Origin of the sequence: Paenibacillus pabuli (assembly GCF_039831995.1) — a bacterium.
In the GTDB taxonomy this organism is placed as follows: Bacteria; Bacillota; Bacilli; order Paenibacillales; family Paenibacillaceae; genus Paenibacillus; species Paenibacillus pabuli_C.
The window spans coordinates 1,351,888-1,366,587 of the sequence record NZ_JBDOIO010000003.1 but is presented as its reverse complement, the minus strand read 5'-3'; the positions used below and the strand labels follow the sequence as shown (position 1 = coordinate 1,366,587).

General features: G+C 45.9%; 12 protein-coding genes. 11 read left to right on the top strand and 1 reads right to left on the bottom strand.

What is annotated here, in order from left to right:
- The first annotated feature begins 131 nt into the window (after positions 1–131).
- The 10 genes from ABGV42_RS08085 to ABGV42_RS08040 all read left to right on the top strand — a co-directional run bounded on the left by ABGV42_RS08085 (position 132) and on the right by ABGV42_RS08040 (position 11,831).
- Positions 132–1,088 carry an EamA family transporter gene (locus ABGV42_RS08085; protein WP_347381215.1) on the top strand — a complete coding sequence of 319 codons (957 nt, stop codon included), beginning with the start codon at positions 132–134 and terminating at the stop codon, positions 1,086–1,088.
- Between the two features lie 226 nt (positions 1,089–1,314).
- The gene (locus ABGV42_RS08080) at positions 1,315–1,740 is read left to right on the top strand and encodes a cupredoxin domain-containing protein (RefSeq protein WP_347381214.1); all 426 of its coding nucleotides are present in this window, start codon (positions 1,315–1,317) and stop codon (positions 1,738–1,740) included.
- Between the two features lie 98 nt (positions 1,741–1,838).
- Entirely contained in the window at positions 1,839–2,855 is a 1,017-nt protein-coding gene (locus ABGV42_RS08075; protein ID WP_347381213.1) for an SDR family oxidoreductase, read from the top strand.
- A gap of 16 nt (positions 2,856–2,871) precedes the next feature.
- Entirely contained in the window at positions 2,872–3,525 is a 654-nt protein-coding gene (locus tag ABGV42_RS08070; protein ID WP_347381212.1) for a prolyl oligopeptidase family serine peptidase, read from the top strand.
- Positions 3,526–3,639: 114 nt separating this feature from the next.
- On the top strand, positions 3,640–4,350 hold the full coding sequence (treR, locus tag ABGV42_RS08065; RefSeq protein ID WP_347381211.1) for a trehalose operon repressor: 711 nt from the start codon (positions 3,640–3,642) through the stop codon (positions 4,348–4,350).
- A 255-nt stretch (positions 4,351–4,605) separates the two neighbouring features.
- Positions 4,606–5,586 carry a glycoside hydrolase family 5 protein gene (locus tag ABGV42_RS08060; RefSeq protein WP_347381210.1) on the top strand — a complete coding sequence of 327 codons (981 nt, stop codon included), beginning with the start codon at positions 4,606–4,608 and terminating at the stop codon, positions 5,584–5,586.
- Positions 5,587–5,886: 300 nt separating this feature from the next.
- The gene (locus ABGV42_RS08055; RefSeq protein ID WP_347381209.1) at positions 5,887–6,432 is read left to right on the top strand and encodes a GNAT family N-acetyltransferase; all 546 of its coding nucleotides are present in this window, start codon (positions 5,887–5,889) and stop codon (positions 6,430–6,432) included.
- Positions 6,433–6,592: 160 nt separating this feature from the next.
- On the top strand, positions 6,593–8,662 hold the full coding sequence (locus ABGV42_RS08050) for a bifunctional aldolase/short-chain dehydrogenase (protein ID WP_347381208.1): 2,070 nt from the start codon (positions 6,593–6,595) through the stop codon (positions 8,660–8,662).
- 16 nt (positions 8,663–8,678) lie between these two features.
- Entirely contained in the window at positions 8,679–9,950 is a 1,272-nt protein-coding gene (gene rhaA, locus ABGV42_RS08045; protein WP_347381207.1) for an L-rhamnose isomerase, read from the top strand.
- Between the two features lie 207 nt (positions 9,951–10,157).
- A complete protein-coding gene (locus ABGV42_RS08040) occupies positions 10,158–11,831 on the top strand; it encodes a ribonuclease J (RefSeq protein ID WP_347381206.1) in 1,674 nt (557 codons plus the stop codon).
- 115 nt (positions 11,832–11,946) lie between these two features.
- Here ABGV42_RS08040 and ABGV42_RS08035 read toward each other — a convergent pair whose 3' ends face one another.
- Positions 11,947–13,029, bottom strand: coding sequence for a bifunctional 3-deoxy-7-phosphoheptulonate synthase/chorismate mutase (locus ABGV42_RS08035; RefSeq protein WP_347381205.1), 1,083 nt, complete (start codon positions 13,027–13,029; stop codon positions 11,947–11,949).
- Positions 13,030–13,572: 543 nt separating this feature from the next.
- Between ABGV42_RS08035 and ABGV42_RS08030 the strand changes: the two genes are divergently transcribed.
- Positions 13,573–14,562, top strand: coding sequence for a LacI family DNA-binding transcriptional regulator (locus ABGV42_RS08030; protein ID WP_347381204.1), 990 nt, complete (start codon positions 13,573–13,575; stop codon positions 14,560–14,562).
- Positions 14,563–14,700: the final 138 nt, after the last annotated feature.

The following is a 14,700-nucleotide window of genomic DNA, read 5'->3' as shown; positions in this document are numbered from 1 at the left end:
TAACTACGATGCAAGGAATTTCGTTCATTCCTTGCTCGAAGTTAGGATTTTTTGCGTTTGGATGGTAGTTGTGACCTTGGCATGGAGTAAACATGCGGACGTATTATCGATCATCAGGAGGTTTATTCATAATGAAATACTATTTGTCCGTTCTCGCTGGTGCAATGAGCTATGGCATCTTGTCAACCATAGTTGTGCTGGCATACGGTGAAGGATATCAACTCGGAGAGGTTGTCGGTTCACAGCTGGTCACGGGATTCATCCTGTCCTGGTTGCTGGCATTATACACGAAATTTAAAACAAAACGCAGATCACAGACCGATAGCAAAACATCAGCGGCTGCGACCCGTGTGTTTACGCGACTGACATGGAAGCAGCGTCTACTGTTAATGGCTGCCGGAACACCAACGGTTATAACAGGCCTGGTATACTATCAGTCACTACGTTACATTCCGGCATCGCTTGCGATTATTCTGCTGTTTCAGTTTACATGGATCAGCGTATTGATTCAGGCAGTAAGCAAACGCCAACGTCCAGACAAAGTAACCTTCCTCACACTGATTATCCTGTTCGGAGGCACGCTCCTTGCTGCAGGATTCCTGGAACAGGGGCTGAGCGAATTTAACGGTCTCGGCATTGCACTTGGATTAATGGCGGCTGTGAGTTATTCACTGTTTGTACTGTTCAGCGGCAAAGCGGTTCCATCGGCACATCCTGCTTTTCGCAGCGCGTGGATGGTTACTGGCGGGTTGATTCTGCTCTGTATTCTGTTCCCGCCGACATTCCTGTTTAACGGACTGATCTGGAGCCAGCTGCTGGTGTTCGGTTTACTGCTCGGTTTCTTCGGAGCTTTCATTCCGCCAGTCCTGTTCGCCATAGGGGTTCCTCATATTGGGGGCGATATGGCAGGTATTCTGGGTGCGGTAGAACTTCCGGTTGCGGTGCTGTTATCATCCATTGTACTTCATGAGCATGTCAGCGGACTGCAATGGTTTGGCGTTATTGTAGTTCTAATCGGCGTAGGACTGCCGGAGTTATATAAAATGCGGCTGAAACGCAGTCGAAGCACACCCCAGTATTCCTCTTAACTAACCTAGTAAGCTGGGGATGCGCAAGAGTTTTTATGGAAATGAATATAAACATAGAGAAGCCTGAGCAATCAGGCTTTTTCCTATTAAATGAAGTTTAATGTGGAGATACCCTCCTCTCTTGCTAAGTATGATCTGACATGGCCCATAGGAGCCATTTTCATCTGCAGCGGCTTAAGGTATGATATAGGCTGTACTTTTATTTCAGGAAAAGAGGCATGCTGATATGAATAGCTCGATCAAGAAAATGTGGCCGTGGCTTACGCTGGGCCTTGCTGTAATTGTATTACTCGGATCATTTCTCGTTTATTTCATGGGCAAGGACATGTCTCCAGGTGCAGGAAGCTCAGTCACGGCACAAGCGGAGACGCCTGAGGATTTGGAAGGTTATGAAGTCATTGATGTCAATGTGAGTAATGACGGATTTGAGCCTGGGGTGATTGAGGTTAAGTCCGGAGTTCCCACCAAGATTAATTTTATTCTTACCCGGTCGGTCACCCATGTGAAATCGGTTGGTTCACAAGATCTGGGAATGGATTTGTACATGCAAAAAGGAGACAACTACTACACGGTTGATGAAAATTTGCAGCCTGGAGAATATGAAATTCACTGCGGCATGTACATGATATACGGAACGATTAAGGTCGTTTAAAACGAGAGGAGCAGGGTCAGTGACAAGCTGGCTTTGCTCCTCTTTTGCATGCGTGCTATCATGGACTTGTGAGACATTCCATCTGGAGGTGGCCTAATATGAAAGCGCTATTTATTGGAGGAACGGGTACAATCAGTACAGCAATTACGCATCAGCTCGCCAGTCAGGGTTGTGAGCTTTATTTGATCAATCGCGGCAATCGTAATGATGCTCTGCCTGCGGAAGTGAACGTGCTGCAGGCCGACATCAACGATGAAGAACGGGTGGCGGATCTGATTGCGGAGCTGGAATTCGATGTCGTTGCAGACTTTATAGCTTTTGTACCGTCACAGCTTGAGAGGGACTATCGTTTATTCAAAGACAAAACCAAACAGTTCATATTCATAAGCTCGGCATCCGCTTATCAGACACCGCTTGCCGACTATCGTATTACGGAAGGAACACCATTGTCCAATCCTTACTGGGAGTATTCACGCAATAAGATCGCCTGTGAAGATTATCTGATGAAGCAGTACCGGGAACATGGATTTCCGGTGACAATTGTACGTCCAAGCCATACGTATGGAGATCTGTCTGTACCTCTGGGCGTGCATGGAGCCAAAGGCAGCTGGCAGGTTCTCAAGCGCATTCGCGAAGGCAAACCCGTCATCATTCACGGTGATGGCACATCCCTTTGGACCATTACGCATAACAGTGATTTTGCCAAAGGGTTTATCGGTCTCATGGGAAATATTCATGCCATTGGTGAGTCTGTACATATCACCTCGGACGAGTCTGTGACGTGGAATCAAATCTATGAAATGATCGCAGGCGTGCTTGGTGTCCAACTGAATGCGGTTCACGTACCTTCGGAATTTTTGGCTGCTTGCAGTGATCAGGATCTTCGCGGCGGTTTGCTTGGAGATAAGGCCAACACGGTGGTATTCGACAATAGCAAACTCAAGAGGCTTGTACCTGAATTTGTAGCAACAACAAGAGCAGATCAGGGAATCCGGAAAACGATACAGTATATGCTGGCACACCCTGAGTTACAGACTGAAGATCCTGAATTTGACGTTTGGTGTGACAAGGTAGTTGGTGCTCTGGACGAAGCGTTACGGAAGATTAGAGAATAGAAGTGAGGGAACCGATATGACCCAGACCGGGCATCGAATAGTCAAGGAAATAACCAAAACGTTGACATTGGACTACTTGCTGCACATTCCTGATACGGAAGACCAATCAGCAGACCAGAAGTGGCCTATTATTCTGTTTCTTCACGGATCAGGCGAACGCGGTAGTGATTTGAATAAGGTGAAAGCGAACGGGCTTCCAAATATGGTTGATCAGGACAAGAGCTTTCCGTTTATCGTCATATCGCCTCAATGTCCGGAGGATGAATTCTGGGCCATGGAAAAGGAAGCCCTACATGCCATTGTCGAACATGTGCTGGAGAACTATCCTGCAGATCCGAAGAGAGTATATCTTACGGGATTAAGCATGGGCGGTTACGGGGCTTGGCATCTGCCCATCGACTATCCCGACGTATTTGCTGCTGTGGCCCCTGTGTGCGGGGGAATAGATCCATCTAAAGCGGAAGCCTTGCGTAATGTGCCAATCTGGGCATTTCATGGTGCCAAGGACGATGTTGTTCCTCTCTCGGAATCACAAGGGATTGTTGATGCCCTTGAAGCGCTAAATGCAAACGTGAAGCTGACAGTCTATCCTGATGGTAACCATAATGCTTGGGATGAGACATACAGTAATCCAGATCTGTACAAGTGGTTTCTGAGTCACTCCTTGTAAACATCCATTCATCAGCTGATGCTGATAGAGCCATCAAGTGCATTAACCCTCCTAATAATGCTATAATAGGTTGCCAATATGATAAAAAAGGGTAATGAACTATGGTGATGAATGATGAATAACAAGTTTATCCGAATCTATGAAGATATCGCAGCTCATATTCGGACTGGAGAGATCAAGGCAGGTTCGCTTCTGCCATCGGAACTGGATTTATCCGAAAGCTATCAAACGTCCAGAGAGACAATACGCAAAGCACTAAAAATGCTGTATGAAGAAGGTTATATTCAGAAAATTCAGGGCAAGGGTTCCATTGTACTGGATATCCGCAAAATTGATTTTCCCATTTCGGGTCTGGTCAGCTTCAAGGAACTGGCCAAGAAAATGGGACACCGGGCGAGGACCCATGTTGAGGTCTTTGAGGAAGAAAAGGTAGATCAAGCCTTGTTTAAAACCATTCATTTTGGAATGGGGGAACAGGTGTGGAAAATTGTTCGTGTAAGGAATGTGGATGGAGAACGCGTCATTCTGGACAAGGACTACATCAGTCATCGTCTCGTTCCGGGATTAAGCAAAGAGATCTGCAACGACTCCATTTACGAGTACATTGAGGACCAGCTCGGATTGTCCATTTCTTTTGCCAAGAAAGAAATCCTGGTGGAAGAGCCTACCGAAGAAGATCGAAGACTGATGGATCTGGAAGGTTTCCATAATGTTGTCGTTGTACGCAGCCAGGTCTACCTGGAGGATGCAAGTCCTTTTCAATTCACGGAATCCCGGCATCGTCCGGACAAATTCAGGTTTGTTGATTTTGCACGGCGAAAATAATTGCATTGAATAAAGAAATGCCCGTTCAATTCTTCATCATTGGACGGGTATTTCTTTTTTTTCATAGAGAGTAAGAAAATGTTGACTGGTAAGCGTTTTCATTTTATTATGTTTTTATAACTTAAACGGTAAAGTAACAAATTTTTTATTATATACTTCTATAACTTTCTTTTTTAGGTTAAGAAATTGGTTTTAGTTAACTTGTTGCCTTGTGCAGGGTTAATTGAAATATAAAAACTCAGGAGGTTATATGCCATGATCAAGTTGCAAAAGGGGACAATCTTAACCGTCATTGCAGCACTGATGCTCGTCATTTTAGGGAGCGCGGCTCCCAAAGCGACAGCAGCTTCAGGTTTTTACGTGAATGGAGGCAAATTGTACGATTCTACGGGTAAACCATTTTACATGAGGGGAATTAATCATGGGCATTCCTGGTTCAAAAATGATTTGAACACAGCTATCCCTGCGATCGCAAAAACGGGTGCCAATACGGTACGAATTGTTTTATCGAACGGTACACAGTACACGAAAGATGATCTGAGTTCCGTAAAAAACATCATTAATGTCGTAAACGCGAACAAGATGATCGCTGTCCTTGAAGTACACGATGCCACTGGCAAAGATGATTACAATTCGTTGGATGCAGCGGTCAACTACTGGATCAGCATCAAGGAAGCACTGATCGGGAAGGAAGATCGGGTTATCGTAAATATTGCAAATGAGTGGTACGGAACATGGAATGGAAGCGCCTGGGCTGACGGGTACAAAAAAGCTATTCCGAAATTAAGAAATGCAGGTATTAAAAATACCTTGATTGTAGATGCAGCAGGCTGGGGTCAGTATCCTCAATCGATAGTCGATTACGGACAAAGCGTATTTCCCGCGGATTCGCAGAAAAATACGGTGTTTTCCATTCACATGTATGAGTATGCAGGCAAAGATGCGGCCACCGTCAAATCCAATATGGAAAGTGTGCTGAACAAGGGGCTGGCCTTAATCATTGGAGAATTCGGAGGATATCATACAAATGGAGATGTCGATGAATACGCAATAATGAAATATGGTCAGGAAAAAGGGGTAGGATGGCTTGCATGGTCTTGGTACGGGAATAGCTCAGGACTAAACTATCTTGATTTGGCAACAGGACCTAATGGCAGCTTGACGAGCTATGGCAATACGGTCGTCAATGATACTTACGGAATTAAAAACACTTCTCAAAAAGCGGGAATCTTCTAATTCTATACCTGTTCATATCAGTATTGTCCAGGTAAAGGATAGATGAGGTTCAAGCGGCATTTTGAAATTCCACTGCATTTCCGCTGCATTAAGACACTCTAACGGCAACGTAAGAGTGTCTTTTTATTAGGCTTTTTTCGTGAAGAATGTTGCTTTTAATGATAACAAGGAGTAATTTACTTTTTATGGTATTCTTTAAAGAGAGGCTTATTCAGCTAACGGGCAGTAATGTTGAATAAGCTCGGGTTTAAATCCTTAAATAAAATAATTTCAAAACATCATAAAAGGAAGTGTGTAATATTGGGTAGTGAAAGTAAACTCATTATTTCTCCATTAAATAATGACTTAATAGAGGATATTAATACGACAAATGATTATTTTAAGTTATATGGTAGAGTTGTCCCCAGTTTACAATCAGGAAGGTGGTCTTATAAAGAAGTTCTTTTTGATGAAACTAGAGAAATACGTTTTCCAGATGACAAACTTGATTGGAGCCAATATATAAACCGAGAGGATAAAACTTTGTTTTTAGCTTATATGAATAATACTTGCATCGGGCAAATTAGAATCATTAAGGATTGGAATCGATTCTGTTATATTGAAAACATTGCTATTAAAAAAGATTATAGAGGCAGTGGAGTGGGGACGTTGCTCATAAATAAAGCAGAAGAGTGGGCAAAACAAAGAAAACTTATAGGAATGTCCTTGGAAGCACAAGATGATAATCTTGGTGCATGCAGATTTTATGTGAAACAAGGATTCATCCTAGGTGGAGTTGACACACTAAAGCAGTCATCTAATCCTAATATTGAAACCACTCTATACTGGTATAAGTTATTCAAGTAACGGGGCTTAAGTAGAGTAAGTAATACAGTCGTTCCAACATTCGCAGGGACACTAACCTTTTGAATTTTTCCGTTTATATTTAAAATCTATTGTTTTCAAAACAAAACAAAGATGATAAACTCTGATTAGGAATAAAACAAACATTATCGGAGGGAAACGAATGGTACAGAGTTTATGGAATACGTCACAGGCTTCTGAGAAAACAACAGGACTCGAGCAGCTGGTTTACCGATCCAATCTGATTGGCGCAGACCGAAGTGTATGCAACATCTATGGAGGAAACACGTCTACCAAAACGACAGTGAAGGATTTTCGTGGGCGCGATGTAGAAGTCATGTATGTGAAAGGAAGCGGATCTGACTTGGGCTCAATGCAGGCGAAGCATTTTACGGGCCTGGCTCTGGAAGACATTCGTCCTCTGATTGAACGTGAATCAATGACTGATGAAGAGATGGTTGAATATCTGGGGCATTGCATGATTGATTCTAAGCACCCACGTGCTTCAATCGAGACCTTGTTGCATGCGTTCCTTCCATATAAACATGTGGATCACACACACCCGGATGCAATTATCAGTCTGTGTTGCGCAGATAACGGCAAAGAGTTAGCAAGAGAAATTTATGGAGACCGTTTTGTATGGGTTCCTTATGTTCGTCCTGGCTTTACACTATCCAAGATGATTGCTGAAAGCGTATTCGCGAATCCAAATGCAGAACTGGTACTGATGGAGAAGCATGGACTCGTAACTTGGGGAGAGACATCCGAGGAATGTTACGCACAGACCATCAAGATTATCAATGAGGCGGAAGCGTTCATTGAAGCTCGCGTGGATGAAGGAAGTTTGTTTGGCGGCGTTAAACATCCAGCGCTTGCTGCTGAGGTTCGGCGCGATATCGTGGCCAAAATCATGCCAACGCTTCGGGGTGCAGTATCCGATAGCAAAAAAATGATCCTGTCCTATGACGATCAGGACGATGTACTTACCTTTGTAGGTGGTGCCAATTCACCAGAGCTGTCACAGGTGGGGGCGGCTTGCCCGGATCATCTGGTACATACCAAAGTCGTTCCGTTGTTCATTGACTGGACGCCGGATGCTGAGGATATTGATGGTCTGAAAGCCAAGCTGACAGAAGGCGTAGCTGCTTACAAAGAGCAGTACAAACAGTATTTTGAAAGCAACAAGAATGATGGCGATGTCATGTTTGAAGCAGCGCCACGCGTTATTCTCATCCCGGGTGTGGGCATGATCAACACCGGCAAGAGCTGGGCCCTGTCGCAAGTAAGCGGAGCACTGTATCACCGTGCCATTGCCGTTATGCGAGGTGCGACAAGCTTGGGGAAATTTGTATCCCTTAGTGCAAACGAATCCTACAATGTTGAATACTGGCCGCTTGAACTGTATAAATTGTCTCTCGCACCGGCAGAGACGGAATTTTCCCGCAAAGTGGCGTTTATTACAGGCGGTGCCGGCGGGATTGGTAGCGAGACTGCACGCAGACTGGTATCCGAGGGAGCACACGTCGTTCTGGCTGACCTGAATCTCGAAGGGGCTCAAAAAGTAGCCCAGGAAATCAATGATCAATATGGTGCGAATCGTGCATATGCGCTGAAAATGGATGTAACGGATGAGGAAGCTGTGCAGTCGGCATACGCTGAAGTCGCTGTACAATATGGCGGTGTCGACATTATCGTTAATAATGCGGGTCTTGCCACTTCGAGTCCATTTGACGAGACATCCCTGAAGGAATGGAACCTCAACATGAATGTGCTGGGTACCGGGTACTTCCTCGTTGCCCGTGAAGCGTTCAAGCTGATGAAACAGCAGGGAATCGGTGGCAGTATGGTCTTCATCGGGTCCAAAAACTCGGTATATGCGGGTAAAAGTGCCTCCGCATACAGCTCGGCCAAAGCTCTTGAAGCACACCTTGCCCGGTGTATTGCAGCTGAGGGCGGCGAATATGGCATTCGTGTCAACACGATCCTCCCTGACGCAATTTTGCAAGGGTCTGCAATCTGGAATGGTTCCTGGCGAAATGAACGTGCGGCAGCGTACGGTATCGAACCCGATCAACTGGAAGAGTATTACCGCAAGCGTACGACACTGCTCGTGAATATTTATCCGAAAGATATTGCGGAAGGCATTGCATTCTTTGCTTCTTCCAAATCCGAGAAAACAACCGGATGCATGATGACGATTGATGGCGGTGTACCAGCAGCATTTACACGTTAAGAGGAGGGGTCTGCGAATGGATAACCAAGTCAAGCAAGCGTATGAAGCGGCCAAATTGTTATATGCCCAGCATGGAATTGATACGGATGAGGTATTGGAGAAGCTTGCAGAGATCAAAGTATCTGTGCATTGCTGGCAAGGTGATGATGTGAAAGGCTTTTTGAACCAGGATGGTGAGTTGACAGGAGGCATTTCCGTTACAGGTCAATATCCGGGAGCTGCAACTACTCCTGCTGAACTTCGGTCCGATCTGGAACAAGCCTTTTCGCTGATTCCCGGCAAGCATAAGGTCAATCTGCATGCAATCTATACGGATACCGACGAAAAAGTGGAGCTGGATCAGATTGAACCGAAGCATTATGAGAAATGGGTGCAATGGGCCAAAGAGCAGGGATTGGGTCTTGATTTTAACCCGACTTGCTTTTCCCACGAGAAATCAAACGACGGTTTCACACTCAGTCATCCGGACCCGGAGATTCGCAAGTTCTGGATCGATCACTGCAAGGCCTCTCGGCGCATCGGCGCTTATTTCGGTGAACAATTGGGTCAGACGTGCGTAACCAATGTTTGGGTTCCAGATGGATTCAAGGATAACCCGGTTGATCGCATGACTCCCCGCAAACGCCTTAAGGATTCTTTGGATGAAGTGTTCGCGGAAAAGCTTGATCCGAAGCATAATCTGGACGCGGTGGAGAGTAAACTGTTCGGCCTTGGTTCGGAAGCTTACGTTGTTGGATCTCATGAGTTCTACATGGGATACGGATTGCAAAATGATACACTGATCTGCCTGGATGCAGGGCACTTCCATCCTACAGAGGTCATCTCCAACAAGCTGTCTTCCCTTGCGCTGTTTACAAGTGGTATTCTGCTGCATGTAAGCCGTCCGATGCGCTGGGACAGTGACCATGTCGTCATTATGGATGATGAGCTGCTGGAAATTGCACGTGAACTTGTTCGTCACAACCTGTTGCCTACGACGCATGTTGGCCTCGATTTCTTTGATGCCAGCATCAATCGGGTAGCTGCCTGGGTTGTAGGTACGCGCAACACGATCAAAGCCTTGCTGCGCGCCATGCTGGAGCCTGTCGATGCATTGAAAGAGGCTGAGCTGGAGGGCGATTATACGGTACGGCTTGCACTAACAGAAGAATTCAAATCCTATCCATTTGGTGCAATCTGGGATTATTATTGTGCTCAGCAGGGAGTCCCTGTTCGTGAGAAATGGATCTCCGAGATCAAAACCTATGAAGAAGATGTGCTGCTGCAGCGTGGTAAGTCGCTCGTGTAACTTGTCTTAGTAAAGCAATCTTGTATTACTTCATCCTAGACTGATAAAAAGTCCGCAGTGGAGCTAGCATTCCACCTGCGGACTTTTTGGCGTGGTTATCATACACGATGCATAAGTGAACCGAGAAATTGCATACTAGAAATACACAAACAGGCTTGTAGAATAGCCCATTTACAGCAGCAAAACGAAAAGGAGGATGCATCGAAATTGAATCTCGCCAATAATAAATTGTATGTCGCCGCACTTGGCGGCGTAAATGAAATCGGTAAGAACATGTACATTATTCAGTACAATAAAGATATTATTGTCATCGATTGTGGTTCCAAATTTCCGGATGAGACCTTGCCCGGCATCGATCTGATTATTCCGGATGTCTCCTACTTGCTGGAGAATCTGGACCAGGTGAGAGCTCTTGTCGTTACCCATGGACATGAAGATCACATTGGGGGCATACCTTATTTTCTGAAACAAATGAATATCCCCGTATATGCATCCAGGCTTACCCGAGGTTTGATTGAACTGAAATTGAAAGAGCACAATATGCTGCGAACCGCAGATCTTCATACCATCGATGCTCACTCCACCGTTATGCTGGGGGATATCGACGTTTCCTTTTTTGCAACGAGCCACAGCATCCCGGATTGCCTTGGCGTCTTCTTCCGCACACCTGGTGGAAATGTGGTACATACCGGCGATTTCAAGTTTGACATGTCACCTGTAAATGGGCCATATCCTGATCTATATCGAATGGCGGAGATCGGTAAACAAGGCGTTCATCTGCTGCTGTCTGAGAGTACAAACGCGGAACGGCCTGGATTTACTCCTTCGGAGCGTGTGGTCGGTGATCGGATTTTGGATGCATTTATTCGCGCCAAGGAAAAAATATTCATTTCCACGTTTGCTTCGAATGTCAGCCGGGTCCAGCAAATTGTGAATGCCACGTTTGAAACCGGCCGCAAACTGGCCTTGCTGGGCAGAAGCATGGTTAACGTCGTGTCTGTTGCTAGTGAACTGGGATACTTGGATGTTCCTGACGGTCTGCTGATTGAAGCGATTGATGTTGATCAATTTCCTCCGGAGCAAGTGGTCATTCTCTGTACGGGAAGCCAAGGCGAGCCTATGGCTGCCCTGTCCCGGTTAGCGACAGGTAAGCACCCTCATGTAAGAGTGGCCGCAGGAGACACTGTAATTATTGCGGCAGGAGCGATTCCGGGCAACGAACGCAATCTAGCTCACGTTATTGATAATCTGTATGTACTGGGAGCAAGGGTCCTATATGGTTCGAGCGGGTCAGGGGGCATGCATGTGTCGGGGCATGGAAGTCAGGAAGAGCTCAAATTGATGCTGACGCTGATGAAGCCGGATTATCTGGTCCCCATCCACGGCGAATTCCGCATGCTGTATCAGCACCGATTGCTGGCTGAATCGGTTGGCATAGACCCTGATCACGTATTCATCGTGAATAATGGAGATATGATTCAGTACAAGGACGGCGTTGCATCACCAGGACCCAAAATTGCATCAGGCAATAGTCTGGTTGACGGCTTGATTATGGGTGACGTAGGTAATATCGTGCTTCGCGACCGCAGACAGCTATCATCAGACGGTATGCTGGTCATTGTGACGACCCTTAGCAAAACGGAGAAGCAAATGGTCACATCTCCAGAGATTATTTCCAGAGGATTTGTGTTTGTGAAGGATTCGGAAGAATTTATGCAGGAGATTCACGCTCTGGTGCTATCCAAAATGGAAGAATTGACTGGAGCCGGAGTAAACCAGTGGAATGTGATCAAAAGGAAGCTCAAGGACGAAATCGGGCATTACATTTACGCCCAGACGAAACGAAGACCGATGATCCTGCCTATTATTATCGAGGTATGAGAAAAAGTTAGATAGAAATGCCTGAGGGATGCCGTTCATATTTTCTATGAAGAGGCAATTCCTTCAGGCTTTTTGGTTTGCTTTTATCAAAACTCGTGTTCACTTCAGCGTTAGTTTATTGATCGTTCAATAAACCCGATTGTCTCACAGAGGAGAGGAACTGATGGAATTGTTCAATGTTCAACTGCTGCGCACTATCGGATAGCGCTACCGCCGGATTCGGATGAACTTCCACCATAACGCCATCGGCGCCCGCCGCCAGAGCCGCTTTGGCGCACGGTGCCAAAATATCTTTGCGTCCGGTAGAGTGGGTTACATCCACCAGAACAGGAAGATGGGTTTCCTGTTTCAGAATAGGCACAGCAGAGATATCGAGCGTATTACGCGTGGCTTTTTCATAGGTACGAATACCTCGTTCAATCAGCATGACTTGTTTGTTCCCGCGGGACACAACATACTCCGCAGCATGCACGAATTCATCGATGGTTGCCGCCAAACCGCGTTTAAGGAGAACCGGAATATGAACGTCTCCCGCTGCTTTGAGCAACTCAAAGTTTTGCATGTTTCGGGCACCGATCTGGATCACATCGATATAATCCCCTGCCAGCTCGATATGGCCTGGATGCACAATCTCACTGATCGTCTTGAGCCCGAACTCGTCGGCCACTTCCTTGAGAATTTTCAGCCCTTCAATCCCTAGCCCCTGAAAATCATACGGTGAGGTACGAGGTTTAAATGCACCACCGCGCATAACCGGGATTCCGGCTTCTTTCAACGCCTTGGCAACCTCACGGACTTGCTCGTAACTCTCCACGGAACAAGGCCCGGCAATCATAATTGGTTTGCCCGCGCCAACCTTGATGTCACCAATGGAGACGATCGTATCCTCCTGCTGGTTTTTGCGGCTGACGAGAAGCTGTTTCTTGTGTTCGTCGACCTGCAGATGCAGGGAAGCCTGAAAAATCTGCTTGAACAGCAGCTTGATGGCATCGTCGTGGAAAGGGCCGGGATTGGCTGCAGTCAATTCTTCCAGCATTTCTTTTTCACGAACGGGATCAAACTTGGGAACGCCCTGTTTTTCCTTGATCTGACCGATTTCCTGTGTAATCTGAGCCCGCTCCGACAACAAGTGAAGCAAACCGTGATTAATCTCATTCAGTCGGCTACGTAAATATTCCAAATTTTTGTTCTCATCCATGTTCAACCACTCCTCTGTTATGTTGTTGGTTATGAATTCATTATTATTAAAAAACAAAAAAAGCCCTTCATCCGCAAGGGACGAAGAAGCCGTGGTACCACCCTAATTAGAAACGGTTCAGCCTGACTGCAAGGATGCCGATTCTCACTTTGACCTTTTAACGCAAGGAACGGATTGTCCTAGAAGCCGGCTCTCGAAGAAGCCGCTTTTCAGCAATCGGCTCGGGAGTGAACTTCAGCGGATGGTTGCTTCGGGTGCTCTCAGTCTTTGGCACCACGTCCCTGTAATCAACGCCAGATCCCGCTTACTCTTTCCGTCATAGCCTGTACATGGTTTGTTGTTTTGTTTATATTCCATCGTGCACGATATGAATTGAAGTTATACTAGCATGTACTCATTTTGCATGCAATGAATTGAAGTGATGCCGCAAATCAATAACGCTGTACTGTATCACAATGATATTCGCCACAACTACATCAACCAAGTATAATAAGAACGATGCTTCACTCATTTTTATTCAAGCTGTAGACAAGAGGAGTAACTATGAACAAAACCATTTCCGATATCGCTCAATTGGCCGGTGTGGCCAAAAGCACCGTTTCCCGTTTTCTCAATGGCGGCTCGGTCAGTGAAGATACACGTCAGAAGATTGAGCGTATTATCAAACAATACAATTATGTACCGAATACCTTTGCACAAAGTCTCAAAGCGAAGAAGACAAGCATTATCGGAACGGTCGTCCCACGGCTGGACTCATTTGCAACTTCACAGACGCTTATCGGCATAGATGAGGAATTAAGAAACAATCAGTACCAGATGTTGATTGCCAACACAAGCCAGGATATGCACCGCGAGATAGACGCCATTTATGATTTTGCAAGGCAGAAGGTATCCGGCATTATTCTGCTTGCGGCTGAAGTGACAGAAGCACATCTGAAGGCAGTCGAAGAGATTGGTATTCCGGTGTTATTGGTGGGACAACAGCATGAACGTCTGCATAGTCTGGTTCACAACGATGACCAGGCCGGATATGATATGGGCAAATATGTGGTGGAGAAGGGGCATCGCCAGATTGTTTATATTGGAGTAACGGAGAGGGACCAGGCCGTCGGCATACATCGCAGACAGGGATTTCAGCGTGCCATCGCCGAATATGGCGGGAGTGGGTGTGAAGTTACCTACTATGAGACAAGCTTCAAAATGTCCGAAGCGATCGTTACAGCAGAAGCCATTCTCCGGGACAATAAACCGAGCATCATTGTAGGTGCCACGGATAACATCGCACTTGGTGTAATGAAGACAGCTTTCTCTAACAAGATTCGAATACCCCATGAATTGTCGGTAGCCGGATTTGGCGGATACGATATCACGGAAATGATTCATCCGGCGCTGACAACAGTGAAATTTCATTATTTGCAAGCCGGTAAACTGGCTGCGAGCCATATGATTCGTCAAGTTACAGGCGAGCCGGTCGAAAAGCGAACCATACTTGATGTGGAACTGATTCCCCGAGAAAGCGTTGACAACGTATAAACATATCCTTTATGATAATTCCATCGAACCGGTTCCATTCGTGTTTAGTTATTCGAATTGGGATGACGGTTTTGGCTTTATGCCGTATGGAATTATTTTTTTGGTTTAATTGGAACCGGTTCCTCTTCGATTCAATGA

Coding starts and splice junctions, on each gene's coding strand:
- treR (WP_347381211.1), top strand. CDS start 3,640: ATGAATAACAAGTTTATCCGAATCTATGAAGATATCGCAGCTCATATT.
- ABGV42_RS08080 (WP_347381214.1), top strand. CDS start 1,315: ATGAATAGCTCGATCAAGAAAATGTGGCCGTGGCTTACGCTGGGCCTT.
- ABGV42_RS08085 (WP_347381215.1), top strand. CDS start 132: ATGAAATACTATTTGTCCGTTCTCGCTGGTGCAATGAGCTATGGCATC.
- ABGV42_RS08035 (WP_347381205.1), bottom strand. CDS start 13,029: ATGGATGAGAACAAAAATTTGGAATATTTACGTAGCCGACTGAATGAG.
- ABGV42_RS08060 (WP_347381210.1), top strand. CDS start 4,606: ATGATCAAGTTGCAAAAGGGGACAATCTTAACCGTCATTGCAGCACTG.
- ABGV42_RS08050 (WP_347381208.1), top strand. CDS start 6,593: ATGGTACAGAGTTTATGGAATACGTCACAGGCTTCTGAGAAAACAACA.
- ABGV42_RS08070 (WP_347381212.1), top strand. CDS start 2,872: ATGACCCAGACCGGGCATCGAATAGTCAAGGAAATAACCAAAACGTTG.
- ABGV42_RS08030 (WP_347381204.1), top strand. CDS start 13,573: ATGAACAAAACCATTTCCGATATCGCTCAATTGGCCGGTGTGGCCAAA.
- ABGV42_RS08075 (WP_347381213.1), top strand. CDS start 1,839: ATGAAAGCGCTATTTATTGGAGGAACGGGTACAATCAGTACAGCAATT.
- rhaA (WP_347381207.1), top strand. CDS start 8,679: ATGGATAACCAAGTCAAGCAAGCGTATGAAGCGGCCAAATTGTTATAT.